This window comes from Arthrobacter sp. SPT-J7 (assembly GCF_059089965.1).
Genome location: NZ_JBNHFF010000005.1, coordinates 293,746 through 317,385 on the forward strand (window position 1 = coordinate 293,746; position 23,640 = coordinate 317,385).

Here is a 23,640-nt window from a genome sequence, read left to right on the forward strand (position 1 = left end):
AGGCGGGGCGGCCGGCAGGTCTAGGCCCCGGCGTCTTCGAACAGCCGGGGCTCGTCTTCCCAGACGCTGCGGACTTCCTCGATGGTCCGGCGCATGATCTGGTCCATCGCTTGCCGGGCGGCTTCGGGCCGGCCGGATTGGATGGCGTTGGCGACGTCCACGTGCAGTTGCAGCGCTTCTTCGTGCGGGTGGGCGGGCATCAGCCCGTAATCGGTCCGGCCGCGGAGCACTTCGGCGATCATCGAGTGCATCTGCGCGAACATCTCGTTGCCGGAGGCCGCCAAGACCAGCGCGTGGTACTGGATGTCCAGCTCCAGGAATTGCTGCAGATCGCCGGCCCGGCCCACCGCGCGCATCTTGGCGGCGATGGCCATGAGCTCTGCGGACATCTCCTCCGGGGAGTGCTGTGCCGCCAGTTCAGCGGCAGCAGGTTCGACGGCGGAGCGCAGCTCCGTGAGCGAGCGCAGCTGGACGCCCTTGCCTTCTGCCGCCAGCCGCCAGCGGATGACGGACGGGTCGAACTTGTTCCAGCGCTCGGGCGGCAGCACGCGGATGCCAATCCGCTTGACCGACTCCACCAGGCCCAGCGATTGCAGCACACGCACGCCCTCGCGCATCACGGAGCGCGAGACTCCGAGCTCGGCCTCGAACTGTTCGGAATGCGTGGTGGCACCGGCGGTCAATTCACCGGAGACAATGCGCTTGCCGAGCGTCTCGATGACGAGGCTGTGCAGGCGCGAACTCATGCGGGCCGAAAGGTAGCGGTCACCCGCTCATTGTATGGTGGTCCGCCGTCCGCGTCCCCGCTCGTTGCCGCATGTTGCCGTGAGCTAGGGACCGCGCGGCGGAACCATCGGCCCGGGATCGGGGAACGGGCCAGGCCCGGGATCCGGCGGCCCCAACGGATCCGGATTTGGCTCGGGCGGCGCCATGGGATCCGGGTTCGGCTCCGGCGGGAACGGCGGGTTGGGCCGGGGCTCGTTCGGATCTGGCCTGGGTTCCGGCGGCGGGGGAATCGTCACGGTAGCCTCCTAGGGAAGCGGCGGGCCCGTTGGCCTGCTGTCCTGTCACGCTACAACTGCCACGAGGACGTCTCAAGGGTCGTCCTCTCCTCACACCCGGGCGTGCGCGATGGTCAGCAGCCGGCGCTCCTCGTCCGGCGTCAGCCCGGCGTTGCGTGGGCGGTCGGGGCCGGTGGCCAGTTCCCAGTCAAGGGTGTCAGCCAGGGTCTCTGCCAGCGGACGCAAGGCCAGGCCTGCTGCTTTGGCTGCCGCGTTGCTGCGGGACATGAAACCGGCAAAGTCGGGCAGCGGCAGCCAGAGCGGCAGGGACCGCTGGCCAGCCCACGGGTTGACGTCGGCTGCGGCCAGCTCCTCCTGGTCCAGCACGAGGACCGGACCGGCATGGCCCGCGACGCCTCGGGCAATCTCCAGATGCTCGGCCAGCGGCAGGACGTCGCCCACGGCGTTGAACTCCCCGGTCAGCTGCTGTTCCGCTGCGGCGACGAGCCAAGCGGCGAGGTCCCGGGCGTCGATGACCTGGGCGTCCAACCTCGGTGCACCGGGGACCAGGACGGAGCCGTCGTCGGCCACGGGCCGGGCGAAACGCAGCGGCCAATAGCCGGTGCGGTCGGTGATGTCGCCGGGTCCGGCGATCAGGCCCGGCCGAACGATCAGGCACCGGTCGGAACCGAACGCGTTCCGGGTTGCGTCCTCGCAGGCGACCTTCGCCTCGCCGTAGACGTCCGGCGAGGTCATCACGTCCGACTCTAGGGGCGGCAGTAACCCGGCGGTTTCGTCGGCACCCGGGCTGCCATGGTCGGCGTAGACACTGCAGGAGGACACGAAAGTGAAATGCCCGGCCGTGTCGGCCAGTGCAGCCACAGCCCGGCGGACCTGGCCGGGCTGACGGGAAACATCGAACACGGCATCCCAGCGCTGTTCCGCGACGGCGTGCAGACCGTCCGGGGCGTCTCGGTCGGCACGGACCAGCCGTGCCCCGGCGGGAACCGATCCGGAGGTGCCGCGGGCCAGGCAGGTGACCTGGTGGCCGCGGCGCAGCGCTTCGGCGGCGATTTCATGTCCTAGCCAGGCGGTGCCGCCCAGAAGGAGAATCTGCATGCTGCCATCGAACACGTGTTTGGCCTTGAGCGCACCCGTTCTACGCCCGGCGCAGAGCAAATGGTGGCCAGAAGCGCGGGAAGCCCGGGCCAGCCGTCTCACAGGTCTTCGAGCCGGTCCATTGCCTGCATGGTCTGGGTATGCTCCAAAGATGGCTAGACCGGACGATTTCACCCCGCGTATCGATGCCCCGGACCTGGGGCAATTGACCGACGGCGATGCGTCGGCCTTGGCACCGGAGCGGCACGTGACCGGCCAGCGGTTCGCCGGCTCAGAGCTGGACGGCCGGCGCCTGGCCGGTGTCTCGTTCACCGAATGCACGCTTCACGATGTTTCGGTGGATGGTGCCGACCTGCGGGCCGCGGGCTTCGTGGACGTAGCGATCGAACGGCTAAACGCTCCGGTGTTTAGTGCCCCCCGCTCGCTGTTCCGGAGGGTGTTGGTTGACGGTTCTCGGTTCGGTTCGGCCGAGGTGTACGAGTCCGAGTGGGAGTCGGTAGAGTTCCGCAATTGCAAACTCGGCTATGTGAACCTGCGTGGAGCGGAACTGCGCGACGTGCTGTTCACCGGCTGCATTCTGGATGAACTGGATCTCGGCGGTGCTGCTGCCCACCGGTTGGCCTTTGCCGACAGCCGGGTGCGGCGGCTGGACCTGACCGGGGCGAAACTGAAGCATGCTGATCTGCGGGGCTTGGAAATGCAAGAACTGGCCGGGCTGGAAGGCCTGCGCGGGGCGGCCATGACGCCGGTCCAGATCAGTAAACTCGCTCCCTTGTTCGCCGCGCACTTCGGCATTGTGGAAAAAACATAACCGGAATATGTGTAACTGCCGCGTCAAATTCACCCACAGTTCAGCATTTTTCTGTTTGTATGGTTTGTAGTGAACCGGACAGCACACGTCAGGCGAGCAACAGAAGGTAGATGATGGACCTCCGTCAGGCCGAGCATCCACGGCCCAACCACTTCCTACTTCACATCAGTGACACGCATTTAGTGGCAGGCGACGGCCGGCTCTACGGAGCGGTGGACAGCGAAGCCAGACTGGCGCAGATCTTTGAGGATCTGCAAGACTCCGGTTCCCGGCCCGAAGCCCTGATCTTTACCGGCGACTTGGCGGACAAGGGTGAGCCGGAGGCCTACGCCAGACTGCGAAGAATCGTAGAACCAGCGGCGGTGAACCTCGGGGCCCAGGTGATCTGGGCAATGGGCAACCACGACGACCGCTCCGGGCTGAAGACCATGCTGCTGGACGAGCCCGCCAGCGCCGAACCGTTGGACCGGGTGTACGACGTCAACGGCCTGCGGGTGATGACGTTGGATTCAACCGTTCCGGGCGCACATTACGGCCAGCTGGAGGACGAGCAACTGCAGTGGCTGGCCGACGAGCTGGCCGAACCCGCACCGCACGGAACCATCCTCGCCATGCACCACCCGCCGGTGCCCAGCGTGCAGGACCTGGCGGTGCTGGTGGAGCTGCGCGGCCAGGCCGAACTGGCCGAGGTGTTGCGCGGCAGCGACGTGACCGGGATCGTCGCCGGCCACCTGCACTATTCCACCACCGCCACGTTCGCCGGCATTCCGGTGTCCGTCGCCTCGGCGACCTGTTACACCCAGGACCTGGCCGCCGACGCCGGCAGCACCCGCGGCCGGGATGCCGCGCAGGCCTACAACATGGTCCACGTCTACGAGGACACGGTGGTCCATTCCGTGGTTCCGGCCCGCGGAGGGCTGCCGGTCGGACGGCAGGTCACCGCGGCGGAGACCCGGCAGCGGCTGGAGGACGCCGCCGTCGTCATTCCCGACGCCGTGCGGCCGGGCCGGATTCCGGCCCACCACTGACCGACGCCCCCCCGGCCGGATCAGGCCGGCTTGACGTCGGGAGCCGGGAGGCTTGCTAGGCAGTCGGCTGCTTCTCCCACGGTGCGCGGAGCGGGAAATAGCGGGCCAAGAAGTCGGTGACCACGCGCTGGCGTTCCTCGGCAGGGACCTCCGGGAAGCTGCCGTCGTTGAGGCAGAAGAAGTCCCGGTTGCGCTTCTGCAGCAGCCTCTCCAGTTTCGCCAGGCCGGAATACATGGTGGTGTCCACGTAGGTGACCTTGGCGCCCGGATTGGTCACTGCCCGGCCGGTCAGCAACGCGTAGTAGTGGTACAGCGAGTTGGTCACCGAGATGTTGTCCTTGGCTCGGAACCGGCTGGCCGCGGTGGACTTGAACTCGTCGGCGAATTCTTCCTCCATCTCCAGCAGCACGGATTTGCGCAGCGGCGCCGCGCAGTGCTCCAGATGCCGGGTGGTGATCCGGCCGAAGCGGTCGTACAGCAGCTTGCGATTCACCCTGGCCGCGTTCTCGAAACCGGAGCGGTCCAGATGGTTGTCGCCGAGCCCGATCCGGGTGTCGGCCTCCACGAACTTGGTGATCCCGCCGGGGGAGAAGAACATGTCCGGGCCCACCGGCCGGCCAAAGAACATGTCGTCGTTGGAATAGAGGAAGTGCTCGCCCAGGCCCTCGATGTGCTGCAGCTGCGCCTCGATCGCCTGCGAATTGAAGACCGGGAGCACGGCCGGGTCGCGGAAGTGCTCCGCGCTGCGCACCACCTGTATGTCCGGGTGCTCCGCGTCCAGCCAGTCCGGCAGGGGCGAGTCGGTGCAGATGAAGATGCGCCGGATCCAGGGCGCGAACATGTACACCGAGCGCAGCGCGTACCGCAGTTCGTCGATCTGGCGGAAGCGCGCCTCGGCGTCGTCGCCTTCGCCCACCACCGCGTTTTCCATGAAGCTGTTGCGGTAGCGCTGGTACTCGCGGTTGTTCCCGTCCACCCAGGAAAACACGATGTCGATCTCGAAGTCGATGTCCGTGGCATGGTCGGCGAACATGTTCTCGATGGTCGGCCAGCGGTGCCCGTAGCGTTCCACCTCGCCGCGGACCGCCTCCGCGGCCGGCAGCGTGCGCCGGGTCAGTGAGTTTTCAATCGGCAGGTGGATCAGCCCGTTGTCCCAGCGCCACAGCTCCACCTGCACGCCGGTGCCCTGGCCGTAGCGCAGCCCGCCGGTCGGCTCGATCCGCGGGCGGTACAGCCGGATGGCCCGCGCCTGGTCGCCCTCGGCGAGCTCGCAGTCCGCCACCAGCCGGGCGGTCTTCTTCTTCGCGTCCATGGTCAGGGAATAGAACGGCTCGTCCGCGCAGGCCGCCAGCAGGGCTGCGCGCAGCCCGTCGCGCTGTTCCCAGTTCACCGCCACCACCGGCCGGGCGTCGTTGCCGCGGACCAACAGGTAGGGAATCTGCGCCTGGTCAAGGACCCGCCGGACAAACAGCAGGTCCTCCACCATCGCCTGGTGCGGGGTCAGGGACGTGTTGACCAGCGCGTAAACGCCCTTGACCTTGACCACATCGGGGCGCTCGGTGAGGCGCACGACGGCGGCGGGCGAGGTAATCTCGACCGCCGCCTCGGGTGCGAGGGCGGGTTCGGGCTCGGCGTAGAACGCGTCCTGTGGTGCAGGCATGGTTGTCATTGAACCTCCGGAAGTGGGCGGCGCCAGCCGACAGCCGGGCTGGTGCCAGCCGTGGTAGAACGTGGGCGGGCGGGAATTGCAGGCGCTGCCGCGAGGACGGCGGTGGCGCATGTGTCAGTGGGGGACCATACTGCGACGGTACATCGAGTTAGACCTGCCCGCGGTCGCGGACCGGCCCGCTCTCGACTGACGGGACCGATCCCCGCCGGGCAGCAGCACGTTTCGGCTGAACTCACGGCTCACTGGGGCGAAATCTGCGGGCATGGAATCACTTTCTCACCGGCACCGGTTGGCCCACAAGGGCCCATCCCGACCGAGGTTGGGGGCCTGCGGGCGTCAGGTGCGGCGCTGTAGATTTGGAGCACCCGGAACCGCGTCCACAGACCCGGCTCATCCTCAGCACCACCTCGACGGAAGCGGGACAGTGGACCAACTGGCACTCATTATCGGACTGCTCTTTGCCACGGTGGTGGCCGTCGGCCTCGGCGAAAGGCTGCGGCTGCCTTACCCGGTGCTGATGCTGCTGCTGGCGGTTGCGTTGACCTTCATTCCGGGGTTTCCGAAAATCGACATTACCCCGGAGCTGATTCTCCCGCTTTTCCTGCCGCCGCTGCTCTATGCCACCGCGCAGCGCAGCTCGTGGGCGGTTTTCCGGATCCGCTGGCGCACCATCGTCCTGCTGGCGGTGGCCCTGGTGGCGGTGACCACGGCGGTGGTGGCCGGTGCGGCCTGGCTGATGATCGGCAGCATCGGCATCCCGGCGGCCATTGCGCTGGGCGCCGTGATGGCACCGCCCGACCCGGTGGCGGTGGAATCCGTTGCCGGGCGCGTCCACATGCCGCGGCGGCTGATCACGGTGCTGCAGAGCGAGGGCCTGTTCAACGATGCCGCGGCCATCGTGATCTTCCAGACCGCTGTGGGAGCGTCGCTGTCCGGCAGCGACGTCGGCGTGGGACTGTTGCTCCACTTCCTGCTGGGGGCCGCCATCGCCGTCGCGCTCGGCATTTTGATGGGCTGGATCACCATGATGATTACCCATTTCGTCACTGCGCTGGTGGCCCGCAGTGCCATTACGCTGGTGGTGCCCTTTGCCGCCTACATCCTGGCTGAAGAACTCCACGCATCCGGCGTGGTGGCGGTGGTGGTGACCGCGCTGGAGATCCAACGGCGGTCCCGGCCGCAGGATGCCGCCGAGCGGGTCACCCGCCGCGCGTTCTGGGACGTGGTGGAACTGCTGGCCACCGGCTTGGCCTTTGGCCTGATGGGGCTGGAGATCCGGCAGGTGGTCGTGGAGGAGGGCACCGCCGTCTTCGGCATGCTCGGCCTGGCCGTCACCGTGTGCGTCCTGGTGATCGCCGTGCGGTTCCTGTGGATGGCCGGGTTGGCGTGGCTGTCCCGCGCCAAGGAGGACGCACTGCCGCCGACCTCAACCAAGGACGTGCTGATCCTGACCTGGTGCGGCATGCGCGGGCTCGCCACCTTGGCGCTGGCACTGGCCATCCCGGTGACGTTGCCCGACGGCACGGCCTTCGCGGGCCGGCACGAGATCCTGGTGGTTGCCTGCGCCGTGCTGCTGGCAACGTTGGTGCTGCCCGGCCTGACCCTGCCGTGGCTGATGCGCGTGTTGAAGGCCCAGGACGGCGGCACCGAAGAACACGAAGCGGCGCGCGTCTTGGCTGGCCGGGCGCAGGAGGCTGCCATTGCCGCCCTGCACGACTCCGAGCTGATGAAGGATCTGCCGGCGGAAAAAGTCGAGGCGGTCAAGCAGCGGATGCACCGGCTGGGCACCGATTTGCTGCACGCTGCCGGAAACAAGCAGCCGAAGTCACGCAAGGCCGGCCGCGAGGTGCTGGTCACCGCCCAGACGATTGCGCTGAATGCCGCCCGGCAGGAGGTCGTGGCGGCGCGCAGCGAACCGGACATGGACCCGGAGGTTGTTGACCGCGTGCTGCGGCAACTGGACCTGCGAACCATCTCCATCCGCTAAAACCACGACGGCGAGAGGGCCGGTTCAGGCGGCAGAGACGGCTTCCTGCCGGGACGCCAAGCGGCCGCGCCACCAGCTCACGGTCTCCGCCGCGGCCTGGTCCAGTGGAGTTGGCCGGAGCCCCAGCAGTTCTTCGCTCTGCGCCGAGGACATCACAAACGGCCGCTCGAACTGGTAGCTCATCTCCACCAGTTCGCGCATCCCGGCGGCGAAGGCGCCCATGCCGCGCAGCAGCCAGCCCGGAATAGAACCGACTTTGGGCGCCGGGGTGCCGGCGGCCCGGGCATAAGCCTCGACGATGCCGCGCTGCGTGACGGCCGGAACGGTCGGGGCATGCAGCACCGTGTTCCAAACCTTGCGGTTGCCGGCGGCGGCAATCATCGCCGCGGCCAGATCCGGAACGTAGGTGAAGGAGTGCGGCTGGTCCGGCTTGCCCAGCACCCGGATGGTCTTGCCGGACAGCACCAGCGGCACCATGCGCTCGCCGGCGTGCGCGTTCAGCACATGCGGGCCGAAGAAGTCCGAGGCCACCACGCTCACGGTGGGCGTGGCCGACGCAGCCCGGCCGGCCAGCAGGGCCGTGCGCACGCCGCGTTTGCCGCCGCTGGCCCGCCGCGGGCTGTTTTCAGTCATCACCTGGTCCGGCCGGTTGTAGGAGTAGAGGCTCTCCGGAAAGACCACCACCGCTCCCGCCCGTCCGGCCGCGGCCAGGACATTCTGCTCGGCCGCCGGCAGTTCGGCCTGCCACGCAGCTGCACTGTAGGCGCTGGCGTGGATGCAGTGGAAGACCGCGGCAGCGCCGGCGAAAAGTTCGTCCAGCTCGCCGGGGCGGGAGACGTCCGCGGACCGGCGCTCCACCAGCGGGTGGACCGGCCCGCTGCCGGAGCGGGTCAGGATCCGCACGCGGTGGCCCTGCCCGGCCAGTTGCTCGGCGACGGTGGTGCCAACCGGGCCGGCTCCGGTAACGACGTAGAGGTTGCTCATGGTGATGTTCCTGTCCTTGGTCGAAAGTCGGGTTCGTGGTGGCGTCGACGGGCGTCTCGGCCATTCGAGAGCAGTGCTCTCGGTAACTACTTTGGACCCGAGTGTTGTGCTTGTCAAGAGCGGTGCTCTCGAAAGTTGACAGTGCTCTCGCCAATCCGGCAGGATCGGGGCATGGCAGGCACCCCGCGCGAACGCGCCCGCGAACAAACCATCAACGACATCATCCGGATCGGGCGTGAACAGTTGAGCCAGGTCGGCGCCGCGGCGTTATCGCTGCGCGCCGTGGCCCGCGAACTTGGCGTGGTGTCTTCTGCGGTCTATCGCTACGTGGCCAGCCGGGATGAGCTGCTCACCTTGCTGGTGGTGGAGGCCTACAACGAACTGGGCGAAGCCGTGGAGCAGGCGGTCGCGGCTGCCGGGGAGCGCGACGCCGGGGCCAGGTTCCGGGCGCTGTGCAGGGCAGTACGGGAATGGGGCGTGCGGGAACCGGCCCGCTACGCCCTGTTGTTCGGGTCGCCGGTGCCGGGGTACCAGGCTCCCGCCGAGCGCACTACCGGTCCCGGCATCCGGGTGGTCACCGCGCTGGTGCGGATTATCGACGACGCCTACCGGGAAGGTGCGATCACGGCGCAGTCCGAAGCGGAGGGGGCCGCACCTCAGCCGGCGCGGCAGGAAGCCGTGCAGCATGAAGCAGCCCTGCAGCGTGACCTTGCGGCCATCCGACAGGAGATGGGCCTGACAGCTCCCGACGAGCTGGTCGCCCGCGGCGCACTGGTCTGGACGGCGCTTTTCGGCGCCGTGAGCTTCGAGGTATTCGGCCAATACGGGCGGGACACCTTTACCGAACCCGGATCCCTCTTTGAACACCATCTGGACGTGTTCGCCGGCATCCTCGGCCTGCCCTAACCGCACGGTGGTCGGCCAAACGCGCACGGTGGTCGACCAAGCGAGCGCGGTGGTCGACCAAGCGAGCGCCAGCGAGCGCGTGGAGACCCGTGGATACCGGTGGAGATCCGCGACAGCGCCTCCGTCGTCACTGCGGGCTGTCACCGTGCAATGTTCAGCAAAATTTTCCCCGGAGAATCCGTCGGGTGGCATACGATCTGTCCATGCCAGATCTTGCCACGTCCATCGGCTTGGTGACCGAAGTGCTGACGTGGGCTGCGCTGGTACCGGGCGTGCTGTTGCTGTTGGTAGCCGCGGTGCTGCGGCTGGCGGGGATCCGCTGGCACAGTGCAGACGGCGTGGCGTTCGACGACGGACGCCGCCGGGGCGTGCGCTGGTTCGACACCCGGCACGGGTTCTTGGAAGGCGTATTCCCCGCTGGATCCAGCTCCGACGTGGCGGCCGGCTCGGACGTGCTGGTCTACTACGACGCTCGCCGGCCCGACCGGTGGCAGGTGTCCGAACCGGAGCCGCCGGGCCGGATTGTGCTGCTGCTGGGCAAGATCCTCACGGCGGTTGGCGTGTTGTCTGCCCTGGTCGGACTGCTCGCCATGCTGCTGGCCGGCTAGACCAAGGCGCTGAAGGCTTCGGCCTTGTCTTTGCTGCCCTGAACGATGATCTGGTCGTCGTCGTACAGCACGGTCTGCCCGGTTGTGTGCTCCCACACCCCGCCCCGACGCTTGACCGCAACAACGGTGATGTTGAACTTCGAGCGCAGCTGCAGCACCTCGAGCGGGCGGTCCTGGGCGATGGACGGCGGCGAGGTGCGTATCATCACGAAGTTGTCTTCGAATTCCACGTAATCCAGCATTGCGCCGCGGACCAGGTGGGCGATACGCCTGCCCATGTCATTTTCCGGACGGACCACGTGCTGGACGCCGAGCTGCTCGAGGATCTCCGCGTGCGGCTCGCTGATCGCTTTGGCCCAAATGACCGGTGTCTCGAACTTCAGCAGTCTGGAGGCGGTCAGGATGCTGGCCTCGATGTCCGTGCCGATTCCCACTACCACCCGGTCGAATTCATGCACCGAGAGTTGGCGCAGGACTTCTTCTTTAGTCGAATCGGCACGGACCACGTGCGTGAGCAGGCCGTTGAACGCCTGCACCTTGTCCTCGTCGCTGTCGATGCCCAGGACCTGGGTGCCTTGGCTTTCGAGTTCACGGGCCACGGCTCCGCCGAAGCGGCCGAGCCCGATGACGGCCATTGTCTGCACTTCTCGGCTGCGCTCGCTGGTGCGTGGGAAGTGGGAATGGGTCTTAGCCAATGAGCGGCCTTTCCTTAGGGTATTCGTACAGGATGGGGCGTTGCCGCAGGGCGAGGGCGGATGCCAGTGTCACCGGACCAAGCCGGCCGATGAACATCAGCGTGATCAGGATGCCTTGGCCGGCCGGCGGCAGGGCGGCCGTGATGCCGGTGGAGAGCCCGACGGTGCCGAAAGCCGACACCACCTCGAACAGCAGCCGTTCCTGGCCAAAGGGGGCCAGGAACATCAGGGCCATGGTGGCGGCAACCACCACGGCGATCGCCAGCAGCACCACCGTGATGGCCTGGCGGTGCACGGAGCGGGAGAGGCGCTTGCCGAAGATATTGACCGCGGCGCCGCCGCGGATCTCGGTGTACAGAATAAAGAACAGCACGGCGAAGGTGGTGATTTTCAGCCCGCCCGCGGTCCCGGCCGGGCCGCCGCCGATGAACATCAGGATGTCCATGCCCATCCAGCTCACCGGATGGAGCTGGCCGATATCCACGCTGTTGAATCCGGCGGTGCGGGTGATGACCGACTGGAAAAAACCTGCCATGATGCGCTCGCCGGGAGGCATGGAGCCTAGGGTTGCCCGGTTGCCCCACTCCACCGCGGTGATGAAAACCGTGCCGAGCACCAGCAGCACGGCGGTGCCGCTGAGTACCAGTTTGGTGTTCATGCTCCAGTGGATGGGGCGGCGGTAGTGACGGTACAGCTCCACCAGCACGGGAAAACCCATGCCGCCAATGATGACCGCCGCAGCGATCGGCAGGCAGACCCACGGGTCACCGGCGAACCCCATCAGGTTGTCCGTGTACAAGGCGAAGCCTGCGTTGTTAAAAGACGACACCGCATGGAACACGCCTTCCCAGAGGGCGCGTCCGGGGGAGTAGCCGTAACCGATGATGAAGCGGAACATCAGGATGATGGCCAACACGGCCTCGGTCAGCAGGGAAATACGCAGGACCCCGAGCAGCACGGCGCGCACATCGCCGAATCCGGCGCTTTTGGTTTCCGCTGCGGCGGAAATGCGGGCTCGGAGTCCCAGCCTGCCAGCCAGTAGGACGCCGAGCAGCGCGCCGAAGGACATGACGCCGAAGCCGCCCAACTGGATCAGGACCATGATGACTACTTGGCCGAACGGGGTCCAGAACACCGCAGTGTCGACCACCGCCAACCCGGTCACGCAGACGGAGGACGTGGCCGTGAACAGGGCCTCCAGGAAGCCGGCCCCGCCTGCTCCCCGCTTGGCTATCGGAAGCATCAAGATGCCGGTGCCAGCCGCGATGGCGCCGACGAAGCCCAGCACGATCAACTGCGCCGGGTGCTTCGGCGCCCACCGCAGCCGCCTGAGAGCGGAGGCGCCCGTTGCCGGCACGCGTTTGACGGTGTGCCGGATGGACGATGTCACCCGCTGCAACCAACCGACCCCGGCTTGCATAGCGGCCAGATTAGCACCGCTTGCGCCACAACCTCGTTTGATGCGCGTCGAAGCGGTGGATAGGGTGGAAGAGGTGCGCCGGGAAGTCTGGTCGGCAATTTCTGTTGTCGACCCTATGAGGAGCCGTGATGGCTGCTAAATCCCCTGAATCGTCCGCCAAACCCAAAGTCTTGGGGCGCGGAAGCTATGCTGAAGCGCTGCGAATCGGCGAAATTCTGCGGAAGGAAACGGTCGGCGGCGCCCTGTTGGTGTTCGCCGCGGTCGTCGCCCTGATCTGGGCAAACTCACCGGCGGCCGACGGGTATTTCGCCCTGCGCGACTTCACCGTCGGCTATAAGCCCTGGCACTTGGAGTTGAGTCTGGGCGCCTGGGCTGCGGACGGTTTGCTGGCGGTGTTCTTCTTCCTGGTCGGGCTGGAGCTGAAACGCGAGTTCGTTGCCGGGGATCTTCGCAGCCCGCGCAAGGCCATGGTGCCGGTGGCAGCCGCTCTGGGCGGAGTGGTTGTCCCCGCGCTCATCTATGCAGCCATTAACTGGGGCAGTCCCGAGACCTTGCGTGGCTGGGCTATCCCGACCGCGACGGACATCGCCTTTGCGGTGGCGGTCTTGGCAGTCATCGGCTCGCATCTGCCCAGCGCGCTGCGGATCTTCCTGCTTACGTTGGCAGTGGTGGACGATTTGATCGCGATTGCCATCATCGCCTTCGTCTACACCGAGGAAATCAACACCACCGCCCTGCTGCTGTCGCTGATTCCGATTGCCCTCTACGCCTTCCTGGTGCAGAAGTTCCGCGCCGTCTTCGGCAAGCACCGCATCGCCATGTGGGTCATCCTGTTGCCGATCGGCGTGGTGGCGTGGGCGCTGGTCCACGCCTCCGGCATCCACGCCACCGTCGCCGGCGTGGTGCTCGGCTTCACGGTACCGGTGCTGCGCAGCCGCGCCAGTGGAGGGCCGGAGGCGGGGCCCGGACTCGCCGAAACATTCGAACACCGGATCCGCCCGGTCTCGGCCGGGTGCGCGGTTCCCGTGTTCGCTTTCTTCTCCGCCGGCGTGGCTATCGGCGGTGTCGAAGGCTTCGTCTCTGCGCTGGGCGATTCGGTGGCGATCGGCATTATTGCCGGTCTGGTGCTGGGCAAGCCGATCGGTATTGTCGGGACCACGTGGCTGATGAGCAAGCTGACCAAGGCCGAACTGGACAAATCATTCAAGTGGGTTGACTTGCTGGGAATCTCCCTGCTGGCGGGCATTGGCTTCACCGTCTCGCTGCTGGTGGCCGAGCTCAGCTTCGGCCTGGGCACGCCGGCGAATGACCATGCCAAGGTCGCGATTCTTGCGGCGTCGCTGTTGGCAGCCTTGCTCGCTTCGGTGGTGCTCCGTGCCCGCAACCGGCACTACCGGCAGATCGAGGCAGAGGAGCAGGTCGACGCCGACCACGACGGCATCCCGGACGTTTATCAGAGAGACGGCAACGAGTAATCGGCCGACCCCGCTGCCTGCGGGACGCCCGCCGCCCCTATGGGTTGCCACACCTACTCAGCGCCGCCGGCTTCCCCTAGGGTGGGGGCATGGAAGAGTTCGTCCTGGTGGGATTCGACGGCTCGGAAACCAGCGGCCGGGCACTGGACTGGGCGCTGTCCGAGGCTCAGTCCCGGGGCTGGCCGGTGCGGCTGGTCATCGTGGTTTCGACCGCCGGCGTTGATGATCCCCAAGTGGACCACCAGTACCTAGCGACCGCCCGGCGCGGCGGGGAAAGCGTGCTGCAGACGGCGCTGGACCGCGCGGGAGCTCTGGGGCTGCGGGCCGAAGGGCACGTGGTCTCCGGGGATCCGAGCGAGGTGCTGGTGGACGAGTCGGCATCCGCGGGGCTGGCTGTGGTGGGCAAACGCGGCCGCGGCGGCTTCGCCAGCCGGCTGTTGGGCAGTGTCTCCTCCGCCCTGGCGGCCCACGGAGAATGTCCCACAGTGGTGGTGCCGGAGCGGTGGACACCAGGGAAAACAGCAGCTGAAGTCTCCGACGACGCGGCTGCGGCGCTGCCGGTGGGGCCGGTGCCGTGGCTGGTCCCGTCGCCGCAGGGCGGAACAGACCAGGGGTTGCATCCGCCGGACCCCAACGAGAAGTTCAGCTACGCCGGGCAGGTGGTGGTTGGTGTTGATGCTGCGGGCAGCTCCAATCCGGCCTTGTGGGCAGCCGCCGAACTAGCCGTCCGGCGTGCCAGCCCGCTGCGGATACTGTCCGCTCGTGCACCCTTCTACCGCGACTCGCTCTGGCTGGACAATGCGGCAGGGGCGCAGCGGTTCCGCGAGGAAGTCGCCGCCGAACTGGACGCCGTGCTGGGCGAAGTTCAGGGCCGCTATCCGAAGCTGGATGCCAGCTGGAACTTTTACCTCACCAAACCCGCCGAGGTGCTGATCCATGCCACCCGCACTGCCGGACTGCTGGTGCTGGGCACCCGCGGCCACGGCGGCTTTCCCGGCCTGTTGCTCGGCTCGGTGAGCCAGGCCGTGCTGCACCACGGAATGTGCCCGATGATGGTGGTGCCCAAAGGCGTGCAGGTCTAGCCGACTGTTCCGCCGGAGTCGGCATTCGGGTCAGACCTTGACCGAGCGGCGTCCGCGCCGCAGCGCCTGGCTGAACGTTGACACGGCGTAGCTGGGCGCAGCCTGAGCCGCAACAAACCCATCCGGCCGCACCAAGTACAGTTGCTCCGGATCCAGCCTCGTGTTCCCGTTGCGCGGCAGCACGTGCACGGTCAGCCCCAGTGCTGACTGCACATGATTGACGACGGCGGGGCCTGGCTCACCGTATGAGTGCACCTGCCACTGCAAGCTGCGCAGCGTGTCGAAGTTGCTGCCGGTGTAGGGCAGCCGCCGTCCCACCACCTTGCCGCGCCGGCCGCCGGCCGCTTCCTTCGCGTCGGGGCTCATCCAGTAGTGGATCCGGGTCTGCGACAAGTAGCCGAACATGCGGGAAGCGCCCCGGGACCGCGGCACCACCCGGGTGACCACCGGGATCAGGAACTGCAGCGCCCACTTCCGGGCGGCGATCGCCCAGGGCGAGGTCGACGTGATGAACCCGAACACCCGGTCCGTAGTTTGCAGCAGCCGCACCGCCACCGGCCGCCGCTCCGCCTGGTAGCGGTCCAGGTAGGAGTCCGCGGCCCGGCCGCTCAGCACATCGGCGAACTTGAACGCCAGATTATGCGCGTCCTGCAGTCCGGTGTTCATGCCTTGCGCGCCCACGGGGGAGTGGACGTGCGCGGCGTCGCCGGCGAGGAACACTGGACCGTCCCGGAACTGCCCGGCAATCCGGTGATGCACGCGGTAGGTGGAGAACCAGTTCGAGCCGCCGTATCCGACGTCGAAATGGTGGGCCAGACGCTCCCGGATGGCCTCCTCCGAAACCTCCGCACCGCCGTCGTTGGTGGGTTTCAGGGAATTAACGGAGGGATCGGGGACCACCCCGATGAGCCGCTCGTGGCCGGGGCCTGCCATCGGGAAACCCAGAAGGAAGTCGTCGACGCCGGCGCGGATGTTGACCGAGCCAGGGGACAGGCCGTGCACGTCGGTGGCGTCGCAGACGAAGAACGTGTGCGGACTGGTGGATCCCTCGAAGGCGATGCCCCGGCTGGTGCGTACGGTGGACGAGGCGCCGTCCGCTCCGACACAGTAGCGGGCGCGGACCACGGCCTCGCCGTCCGGGCCCGTCAGCTTGGCCCGGACGGGGTGGTCAGGACTCGGGGTGCCGTCCGCGATGTCCAGCTCGCCCAGACGGTGCGCCCAGAGCACCTCGCCGCCCAGCGCCTGCAGATTCCGCAGCAGCAACTCTTCATTCTTGCTTTGTTCGTAGAACATGACACCCGGGAACGGCGTGATGCCACGGCCCATTCGGCCCAGCGGGATCCGGCCGCGCGGCCGCGGACCGAAGCCAATGATGATGGACTCCGCCAAGCTTCCTTCGGCCACAACCGTCTCGGCGAGATCCAGCTGGTCATAAATTTCCATGCTCCGCGCTTGGACGCCCAACGCCCGCGATTCCCGGGTGGGGCCCGACTTGCCGTCGGCGATGATGTGCTCGATGCCCAGCTTGGCCAGCCAGTTGGCGAGCATGAGGCCGGTGGGACCGGCCCCGATGACCAGGACGTCGGTCTGAAGTTCGGCTGCCATGGCGTTACCTCCTGAAACCGAGGGTACCGCTGGTGGCTACCGGCGGCGTAGGTCGCTGATGAAATCGTCCGCCCGCGCGAGGTTCAGGGCCAACTTGTCACGCTTTTCATCCGCGCGGCGGATGTAGTCCTGCAGAAGTTCGCGTTCAGCGGGATGGTCGGCGCCGTCGGACAACACATCGACGATCTTGAGGAGTTCGGCCATCTCCTCCAGCGTGAAACCCAGCGGTTTCATGGAGCGAATGATTAACAACCGGTCGAGATCGGACCTGAGGTAGACGCGGAATCCGCCCTCGGTCCGTGTGCTGGCCGGCAGTAGGCCGACCTCGTCATAGTGGCGGATGGTCCGCAACGACAGGCCGGTTGCATCGGCAAGTTCACCGATGTGCATGGTGCGTGGTCCCGCCGCAGTGCGTTCGTTGTCCATTCCGTCAACCCCTCCTGAGGCCAATTGCAACCCTACCCTAACGTCAGGTTAGAGTTGTCCACGTCCCGACGCGAATTGTCGCCGTCGACGATTTCTTCCGCGCGACGCTGCGCCCCCAATTTTTTCGCTGGATGCCGAGGCATTCTGCCTTCCGAACCGTGAACGGAGACCACCATGGCCACGACCACCGCCGGTGCCCGACCAGAACTGACTCCTGAGCAACGTCAGTCCGTGCTGCGGACGCTGAAGTCGCCACGGCTGCTGAAGACGGAAGTGCTCGGCGGCCTGGTAGTTGCCCTGGCCTTGATCCCGGAAGCCATTGCCTTCTCCATCATTGCCGGTGTCGATCCTCGGGTGGGACTGTTTGCGTCGTTCACCATGGCGGTTTCGATCGCGTTCCTCGGCGGGCGCCCGGCGATGATCTCCGCGGCCACCGGTGCGGTGGCCTTGGTGATCGCACCTCTGGTGGACAGCCACGGGCTGGACTATCTGGTGGCCGCCGTGATCCTGGCCGGGGTGTTCCAGGTGCTGCTGGCGCTGCTAGGGGTGGCCAAGCTGATGCGGTTCATTCCGCGGCAGGTGATGGTCGGCTTCGTCAACGCGCTGGCGATTTTGATCTTCATCTCGCAGGTACCTGAACTGCTGGGCGTACCGTGGCTGGTGTATCCGTTGACCGCGTTCGGCTTGGTGATCGTCTTCGGGCTGCCTCGCCTGACGACCGCGGTTCCGGCGCCGCTGGTGGCGATTGTGGTGCTGACGCTGATCACGGTGTTCGCGTCCGTCCCCGTGCCCACGGTGGGGGACAAGGGCGAACTGCCGGACAGCCTGCCTGTACTGTTCCTCCCGGACGTTCCGCTGAATCTGGAAACGCTCCAGGTCATCTTCCCGTATGCCTTGGCCATGGCCTTCGTGGGCCTGCTCGAATCGCTGATGACGGCCAAGCTGGTAGACGACATCACCGACACCCGTTCGTCCAAGACCCGCGAGTCCTGGGGGCAGGGGGCGGCCAACATCATCACCGGCTTCTTCGGCGGGATGGGCGGCTGCGCGATGATCGGCCAGACCATGATCAACGTCAAAGCCTCCGGCAGCCGGACGCGCATCTCCACGTTCCTGGCCGGCATGTTCCTGCTGATCCTGGTAGTGGTCCTGGGCGACGTTGTGGCGCTGATCCCGATGGCCGCGCTGGTGGCCGTGATGATCTTCGTGTCCTGGGCAACCTTCGATTGGCACAGCATCAAGCCCTCGACCTTGAAGATGATGCCGAAGAGCGAGACCGCCGTCATGCTGGTCACCGTCGTCGCCACGGTGGCAACCAACAACCTCGCCGTTGGCGTGGGCCTCGGTGTGCTGACCGCCATGGTGCTCTTCGCCAACCGGGTGTCGCATTTGGTGACGGTGGAGCGGACGGTGTTGGACCTGAACGGCGAAGAAACGGCTACCTACGTGGTCGACGGCGAGTTGTTCTTCGCGTCGTCCAACGACCTCTACACCCAGTTCGACTATGCGCTGGACCCGGACCGCGTGGTCATCGACATGCACGCTTCCCATCTTTGGGATGCCTCCACCGTTGCGGCGCTGGACGCAATCACCGAGAAGTACCGCCACCACGGAAAGGATGTGCAGTTCATCGGGCTGAACACCGCCAGCGTGGCCATGCGCGAGCGGATGGCCGGCAAACTGAACGGCTGACCCGGCAGCCGCCGCGGAGTTTTGACAGGGGATCGCCCCGCGTCGGCGGCAACGGCGTATTCTAGGGGCACTCCGGTTCGGATTACTGCCGGAGGGCGCGACGACGGGAGGCAGCATGAGCGACCAGCTAACCCAGGACGAGGTGGCGCATTTCGCGGCCTTGCTGGATGCGCGGGAGGCGTCCGACCGGGCGCAAGTTGAACGTCTCACCGTAGACATCGCCGAAGTCACCGCGGCGACCCGCGACATCCCGGCCGACGACGAACACGACCCCGAAGGTTCGACGGCCACGCTGGAACGGGCCCGCGAAGTGGCCCTGCTGGTCAGCACGGAAAAGGCGCTGTCCAACATTGCCGATGCCCGCGCCCGGCTGGAGGCCGGAACCTATGGGCGGTGTACATCGTGCGGCAACCCGATTCCGCGTGAACGGCTGGAGATCAGGCCGGAAGCGCAGTTCTGCGTCAGCTGCGCAGCGAAACACCGCCGCTGAACCACGCCCCGCCCGCGGAAGTGCCTCGCACTCGGACCGGTGGCGTCAAACAATGTGGAGGATCCGCCGGTTAGGCTTTTGGCATGCCCGCCGCAGAGTCTTCCAACAACCGGATGCTGGAACGAGTAGCTTCAATCCTCGATGCCGTTGACGGGGCATCGGCGTCCGCCAGCGAACTGGCGCGCCGGACCGGGCTGTCCGTGTCCACCGCCCACAGGCTGGCGGTGTCGATGGTGGAATTCGGGTTCTTGCGGCGTTCAGAGAGCGGGGACTTCAAACTAGGTCACCGGTTTGCGCGGACGGCCTTGGAAAGCGCCGCGCTGCCGGTGCTCACAGAACTGCGCGATGCCACGGGGGAGACCGCGCAGTTGTGGATCAGGCGGGGCGAACAACGTATCTGCCAGCTCTCGATTGACAGCCAGCATGAACTGAAGGCCACGCTGCCCGTGGGTGCGCGGCTCGACCTGCCGGCGGGCTCCAGCGGTCGCTTGCTGTCCAATGATCCGGAGGCCCTGGACGCGGTGGCTGCCCATGGTTGGGTGGACTCGGTGGGCCGACGTACGCCGGGACTTGGTTCCGTCAGCGCTCCGGTGGTGCTGCGCGGCCAGACCATCGCCAGCATCTGCCTCGCTATGCCGCTCGCCCGGGTGTCCAGCTCGCCTGGCGAGGACTTTGGACGCCAAGTCGCGGAGGCGGCTGCGCGCATCTCCGCCGATCTGGATGCGGCGCGAAGCGACTAAGGCCGTTTCAGCGCCGCCCCTACGACTGGACGAGCGGTGCGCCGTCGGTCGCCAGGTGGCTCGTCCGCGCCCTCGCCCCTGACGCGGCGAGTCCTATGTCGGACGGCACCAAAACGCCTTCGCCCAAGAGTTGATGTGCTGTGGGTCACTTGCTATCCTCATCCCGCCAAGTGATAGATGTTTCCCATCTGATGGGAAGGCATGAGACTGAGAAAGTGGGCCATTCGTGACTGAGAACCTGCACATCGGCGGCGGAACCATGCCGCTGGAGGGTATCCGGGTACTGGAGTTGGGGAACTTTATTGCCGCTCCGTTCGCGGCCCGGCTGTTCGGCGATTTCGGCGCTGAGGTGATCAAGATCGAACGCCCCAACGGCGGCGATGAACTGCGTGACTGGCGCAAGACCCGGGGAAAGACCTCCATGTTGTTCCGCACCTTGGGCCGGAACAAGAAGTCGGTGACAATCGACCTCCGCTCTGAGGCCGGCCAAGCGGCGGTGAAGAAGATCGCCGCGCAGTGCGACGTAGTCATCGAGAACTTCCGGCCCGGCACGCTCGAGCGCTGGGGGCTGGGACCGGACGTGCTCACCGAACTGAACCCGGAAATCGTCGTCGTGCGGATCTCCGGCTACGGGCAAACCGGACCGTACAAGGACCGCGCAGGTTTCGGCAGTTCGGCCGAATCTTTCGCCGGCCTGCGCTACATCACCGGCGAACCCGACCGCCCGGCCGGTCGTGCCGCTGCCAGCATGGGCGATACCGTGGCGGGGCTCTATGGGGTGATCGGCGCGCTGATGCTGATGCTGCAGAAGGCCAAGGGCATCAAACACACTGGACCGCAGACGGTGGACGTCGCACTTTACGAAGGCGTCTTCAGCCTGCTGGAGTCCCTGGTGCCTGACTACGACGCCTACGGCATGGTGCGCCGGCGCACCGGCGGTGCGCTGCCCGGAGTGGTGCCCACCGGGTCCTACCTGTGCGGAGACGGGCTCGAAGTAGTGATCGGCGGAAACTCCAACTCCGTGTTCGTGCGCCTCATGAAGGCCATCGGGCGCGAGGATTTGGCCGCCGACGCATCGCTGCTGACCACCGAGGCCCGCGGCGCCCGCGAGGAAGAACTCAACGGAGCCATCTCGGCGTGGACCGGAGCTCGTCCGCTCTCCGCGGTGCTGGACCTGCTGGACGACGCCGGTGTCCCCGCCGGGCCGGTCTACGATGCTCCCAGCATCGCGGAGGATAAACATTATCTGGCCCGCGGGATGATCCAGACGCATGAGGTGGTCATTGAGGACAAACCCGAAAAGGTGCGCTTCCCCGGCGTCGTACCTAAGATCCCCGGCCATGATGGACGTGTCAAGTGGGTGGGCCCGGAGCTGGGCGAACACACCGAGGAAGTTTTGCGCGACCTGGCCGGGCTTGATCCGGAGCAGATTGCGGACTTCACCCGCCCGGAGGTGAAGGCATGAAGGTCCGCATCACCGACGTGTTCCTGCGTGACGGACTGCAGGATGAGGACGTCATCGTGACCACCGAGGACAAGTTGGCAGTCGCTGACGCTCTGATGGCGACCGGCATAGACCGCATCGAGGCAGGTTCCTTTGTTAATCCCAAGAAGGTGCCGCAGATGGCCGACGCCGCCGAGGTCTTCGCGGGACTGCCCGCTGTGCCGGGCGTGCAGTACATGGCGCTGGCACTGAACGGCAGGGGTATTGCCCGAGCCGTGGCGGCCGGAGTGACAAACGTCGAGGTGGTGACCTCGGCGAGCCAAGCGCACAGCAGCGCCAACGCGGGCCAAAGCATCGAGGAAGCATTGGCAAGTCTCGGTGAAGAAGTCGCCGCGCACCCAACGGTGAACTTCATCGCCGGTATTTCGACCGCCTTCACCTGTCCCTTCGAGGGCGAAATTGATCCTGCGCACCTGCTGCGCGTGGTCCGTGCCTTCAAGTCGATGGGAGTGACAACCATCGGCCTGGCCGACACCCTGGGCACCACGCCGACGGACAGGCTGATGGCCAGTCTGGGATATGTCCGCGAGCATGAGCCCGAGCTTGAGTACTACCTTCACCTACACAACGCGCACGGTCAGGCCCTCGCCACCGCGACGGCTGCCGTAGAGGTCGGAATCACGAATTTCGACAGCGCACTGGGCGGCTTCGGCGGATGTCCGTTCGCCCCCGGCGCCCACGGGAACATCGACACCCTGGAACTTGTGCGCCATCTGCATGCGGCAGGCCATGACACAGGAATCGACGAAGCGCTGCTGGCCGACGCCGTGGCCTTGGCCCGCGAAGTGGTCAACCGGTCGCCGGCGCTGGACGCCGCCGCCACCCGCTGAAGCGCGCTCACCGGCACACCGGCCGGAAAACCGCCCCCCACTCACATCATCAGAAGGCCCTGCCACGGCGGAGCCATGCCAGATACCGGGAGACAAAGATGTCAGTAACACCCCGCACCATTGATGAAAACGCGGCAGAGCAGCCGCGCAATACGTCGAACCCGTTGGGCCAGCCTCCCGCTGACCAACCGGGCGGCCGCCGGATGCGCATCGCGGATATGCCGGTGATCTACTATGCAGCGCTCTTCCTTGTTTTGCTCATCGCGGCCCTGACCGGCAACCTGCCCGATTCGATGATCACCGGGTTTGCCGTCACCGTGATCCTCGGCGGACTCTTCATCTGGATGGGAAACCAGTTCCCGGTGGTTCGGGACTTCGGGTTGCCCACCATCTTGTGTACCTTCGGCCCGGCCATCCTGATTTTCGCCGGCGTCATGCCTGAAAATGTGATCACCGTGGTGCAAAACTTCGTCGGTGGTTGCGGGTTTCTGGACTTCTTCGTCGTCGCCATCATTGCCGGCAGCATCTTGGGCATGCCGCGGGCGCTGCTCCTGAAGGCGGGGCCGAGGTTTGCCGTACCGCTGGTGGGCTGCCTGGTTGCCACGTTCGTACTGGTGGGGCTGCTGGGCATGGTGACTGGGTTCGGATTTATTGAGGGCATCCTCATGATCGCCGCGCCGATCATGGCCGGAGGCTTGGGCGTCGGCGCCTTGCCGATGTCCGAGATGTACGCCGCCAGCACCGGTGGCGACGCCGGAGACTTCATGGGCGACCTCATGTCCGCCGTCGTGATGGCCAACATCGTGTGCATCCTCATCGCCGGCATGTACAACGGGATCGGCAAGCGCGGCGTCCAGCTCTTTGTGGGCTTCAACGGCCACGGCCAACTCCTGCGGATTAAGGGTCGCAATGACGAGCTGTCCATCCCGCCGAAGAAGGACTTCGCCGCTTTTGTTTGCCTCGGCAAGGGCCTGGCCATCGCCGGTACGCTGTTTGTCCTCGGCAACCTGCTAGCCGCGTTCATGCCGGCCCTGCACCCTTACGCTTGGACGATCCTGGCTGCTGCAGCCATCAAACTGTTCGGCCTGTTTCCCACTGAACTGGAGGAAGCGGGGGCACAATGGGGCGACATGCTCAATGCGATCTTCGTGCCGGCGCTGCTGGTGGGCGTCAGCATCACCTACATCAATATCGCCGAAGTGCTGGAGTCGCTGTCCAATCCGATGTTCATCGTGCTGACTGTTTGCACGGTGGTCATCGCCGGGCTGACGTCGGGGATCTTGGGCTGGTTGGTGAAGTTCAACTTCGTCGAAGCCTCGATCACCCCGGGCCTGGTGATGGCGGACACCGGCGGCAGCGGCGACGTTTCGGTGCTCAGTGCCGCGAACCGGATGCATCTGATGCCGTTCGCGGCGCTGACCAACCGCCTGGGCGGAGCGCTGGTGCTGTTCCTGACGTCGTTGCTGGTCCCGCTGCTTGGTGCGGCGGGCTAGAGGCGCCGGGCTTTTCGCTGAGTACGACGCCGGTGCGCCGCCTTCCGGGGGCGGGGCACCGGCGTCGTTGTGCCT

General features: G+C 66.5%; 21 protein-coding genes. 13 read left to right on the forward strand and 8 right to left on the reverse strand.

Annotation, left to right across the window (positions count from 1 at the left end):
• Window positions 1-20 precede the first annotated feature (20 nt).
• Window positions 21-746, reverse strand: a complete 726-nt coding sequence (locus AC5RWX_RS11000) for a FadR/GntR family transcriptional regulator (RefSeq protein WP_493942094.1) — start codon at window positions 744-746, stop codon at window positions 21-23.
• A gap of 366 nt (window positions 747-1,112) precedes the next feature.
• On the reverse strand, window positions 1,113-2,120 hold the full coding sequence (locus AC5RWX_RS11005) for an NAD-dependent epimerase/dehydratase family protein (protein WP_493957104.1): 1,008 nt from the start codon (window positions 2,118-2,120) through the stop codon (window positions 1,113-1,115).
• Window positions 2,121-2,271: 151 nt separating this feature from the next.
• On the opposite strand from AC5RWX_RS11005, the gene AC5RWX_RS11010 reads away from it, so the two are divergent.
• Window positions 2,272-2,931 (forward strand): pentapeptide repeat-containing protein, encoded by a 660-nt coding sequence (locus AC5RWX_RS11010; RefSeq protein ID WP_494097428.1) that lies wholly within the window; start codon window positions 2,272-2,274, stop codon window positions 2,929-2,931.
• Window positions 2,932-3,044: 113 nt separating this feature from the next.
• Complete coding sequence (locus AC5RWX_RS11015) at window positions 3,045-3,959, forward strand: phosphodiesterase (protein WP_493944919.1); 915 nt, start codon at window positions 3,045-3,047, stop codon at window positions 3,957-3,959.
• Between the two features lie 55 nt (window positions 3,960-4,014).
• On the opposite strand, the gene AC5RWX_RS11020 is transcribed toward AC5RWX_RS11015, so the two are convergent.
• A complete protein-coding gene (locus tag AC5RWX_RS11020) occupies window positions 4,015-5,619 on the reverse strand; it encodes a stealth conserved region 3 domain-containing protein (protein WP_493957105.1) in 1,605 nt (534 codons plus the stop codon).
• Window positions 5,620-6,052: 433 nt separating this feature from the next.
• Here AC5RWX_RS11020 and AC5RWX_RS11025 point away from each other — a divergent pair, with 433 nt between their 5' ends.
• A complete protein-coding gene (locus AC5RWX_RS11025; RefSeq protein ID WP_493944698.1) occupies window positions 6,053-7,615 on the forward strand; it encodes a cation:proton antiporter in 1,563 nt (520 codons plus the stop codon).
• Window positions 7,616-7,639: 24 nt separating this feature from the next.
• Here AC5RWX_RS11025 and AC5RWX_RS11030 read toward each other — a convergent pair whose 3' ends face one another.
• Entirely contained in the window at window positions 7,640-8,599 is a 960-nt protein-coding gene (locus tag AC5RWX_RS11030) for an NAD-dependent epimerase/dehydratase family protein (protein WP_493944697.1), read from the reverse strand.
• Window positions 8,600-8,770: 171 nt separating this feature from the next.
• Between AC5RWX_RS11030 and AC5RWX_RS11035 the strand changes: the two genes are divergently transcribed.
• Both AC5RWX_RS11035 and AC5RWX_RS11040 read left to right on the forward strand, forming a co-directional pair.
• On the forward strand, window positions 8,771-9,505 hold the full coding sequence (locus AC5RWX_RS11035) for a TetR/AcrR family transcriptional regulator (protein ID WP_493944696.1): 735 nt from the start codon (window positions 8,771-8,773) through the stop codon (window positions 9,503-9,505).
• Window positions 9,506-9,708: 203 nt separating this feature from the next.
• On the forward strand, window positions 9,709-10,113 hold the full coding sequence (locus tag AC5RWX_RS11040; protein WP_493944695.1) for a hypothetical protein: 405 nt from the start codon (window positions 9,709-9,711) through the stop codon (window positions 10,111-10,113).
• Here AC5RWX_RS11040 and AC5RWX_RS11045 read toward each other — a convergent pair.
• Both AC5RWX_RS11045 and AC5RWX_RS11050 read right to left on the reverse strand, forming a co-directional pair.
• Window positions 10,110-10,748: a potassium channel family protein gene (locus tag AC5RWX_RS11045; protein WP_493944918.1), complete on the reverse strand. Its 639-nt coding sequence runs from the start codon at window positions 10,746-10,748 to the stop codon at window positions 10,110-10,112. The genes AC5RWX_RS11040 and AC5RWX_RS11045 overlap by 4 nt on opposite strands.
• Window positions 10,749-10,800: 52 nt before the next feature.
• A complete protein-coding gene (locus AC5RWX_RS11050; protein ID WP_494014813.1) occupies window positions 10,801-12,165 on the reverse strand; it encodes a TrkH family potassium uptake protein in 1,365 nt (454 codons plus the stop codon).
• Window positions 12,166-12,356: 191 nt separating this feature from the next.
• Between AC5RWX_RS11050 and nhaA the strand changes: the two genes are divergently transcribed.
• Together nhaA and AC5RWX_RS11060 are read left to right on the forward strand one after the other, a co-directional pair.
• Window positions 12,357-13,703 (forward strand): Na+/H+ antiporter NhaA, encoded by a 1,347-nt coding sequence (nhaA, locus tag AC5RWX_RS11055; protein ID WP_493942214.1) that lies wholly within the window; start codon window positions 12,357-12,359, stop codon window positions 13,701-13,703.
• A gap of 89 nt (window positions 13,704-13,792) precedes the next feature.
• Window positions 13,793-14,785 carry a universal stress protein gene (locus tag AC5RWX_RS11060; protein ID WP_494097429.1) on the forward strand — a complete coding sequence of 331 codons (993 nt, stop codon included), beginning with the start codon at window positions 13,793-13,795 and terminating at the stop codon, window positions 14,783-14,785.
• 30 nt (window positions 14,786-14,815) lie between these two features.
• Here AC5RWX_RS11060 and AC5RWX_RS11065 read toward each other — a convergent pair whose 3' ends face one another.
• Window positions 14,816-16,390 (reverse strand): FAD-dependent monooxygenase, encoded by a 1,575-nt coding sequence (locus AC5RWX_RS11065; RefSeq protein WP_493944693.1) that lies wholly within the window; start codon window positions 16,388-16,390, stop codon window positions 14,816-14,818.
• 36 nt (window positions 16,391-16,426) lie between these two features.
• Complete coding sequence (locus tag AC5RWX_RS11070; RefSeq protein ID WP_493942768.1) at window positions 16,427-16,816, reverse strand: MerR family transcriptional regulator; 390 nt, start codon at window positions 16,814-16,816, stop codon at window positions 16,427-16,429.
• A 174-nt stretch (window positions 16,817-16,990) separates the two neighbouring features.
• Here AC5RWX_RS11070 and AC5RWX_RS11075 point away from each other — a divergent pair, with 174 nt between their 5' ends.
• The 6 genes from AC5RWX_RS11075 to AC5RWX_RS11100 all read left to right on the forward strand — a co-directional run bounded on the left by AC5RWX_RS11075 (window position 16,991) and on the right by AC5RWX_RS11100 (window position 23,565).
• A complete protein-coding gene (locus tag AC5RWX_RS11075; protein ID WP_493944692.1) occupies window positions 16,991-18,508 on the forward strand; it encodes a SulP family inorganic anion transporter in 1,518 nt (505 codons plus the stop codon).
• A gap of 115 nt (window positions 18,509-18,623) precedes the next feature.
• Entirely contained in the window at window positions 18,624-18,998 is a 375-nt protein-coding gene (locus AC5RWX_RS11080; RefSeq protein ID WP_493944691.1) for a TraR/DksA family transcriptional regulator, read from the forward strand.
• An 83-nt stretch (window positions 18,999-19,081) separates the two neighbouring features.
• Complete coding sequence (locus tag AC5RWX_RS11085; protein WP_493942200.1) at window positions 19,082-19,738, forward strand: IclR family transcriptional regulator; 657 nt, start codon at window positions 19,082-19,084, stop codon at window positions 19,736-19,738.
• A gap of 226 nt (window positions 19,739-19,964) precedes the next feature.
• Window positions 19,965-21,203, forward strand: a complete 1,239-nt coding sequence (locus AC5RWX_RS11090; protein WP_493942199.1) for a CaiB/BaiF CoA transferase family protein — start codon at window positions 19,965-19,967, stop codon at window positions 21,201-21,203.
• Window positions 21,200-22,072: a hydroxymethylglutaryl-CoA lyase gene (locus AC5RWX_RS11095; RefSeq protein ID WP_493942198.1), complete on the forward strand. Its 873-nt coding sequence runs from the start codon at window positions 21,200-21,202 to the stop codon at window positions 22,070-22,072. Before AC5RWX_RS11090 ends, AC5RWX_RS11095 begins: the two co-directional genes overlap by 4 nt.
• A gap of 98 nt (window positions 22,073-22,170) precedes the next feature.
• A complete protein-coding gene (locus tag AC5RWX_RS11100) occupies window positions 22,171-23,565 on the forward strand; it encodes a 2-hydroxycarboxylate transporter family protein (RefSeq protein ID WP_494097430.1) in 1,395 nt (464 codons plus the stop codon).
• Window positions 23,566-23,640 lie beyond the last annotated feature (75 nt).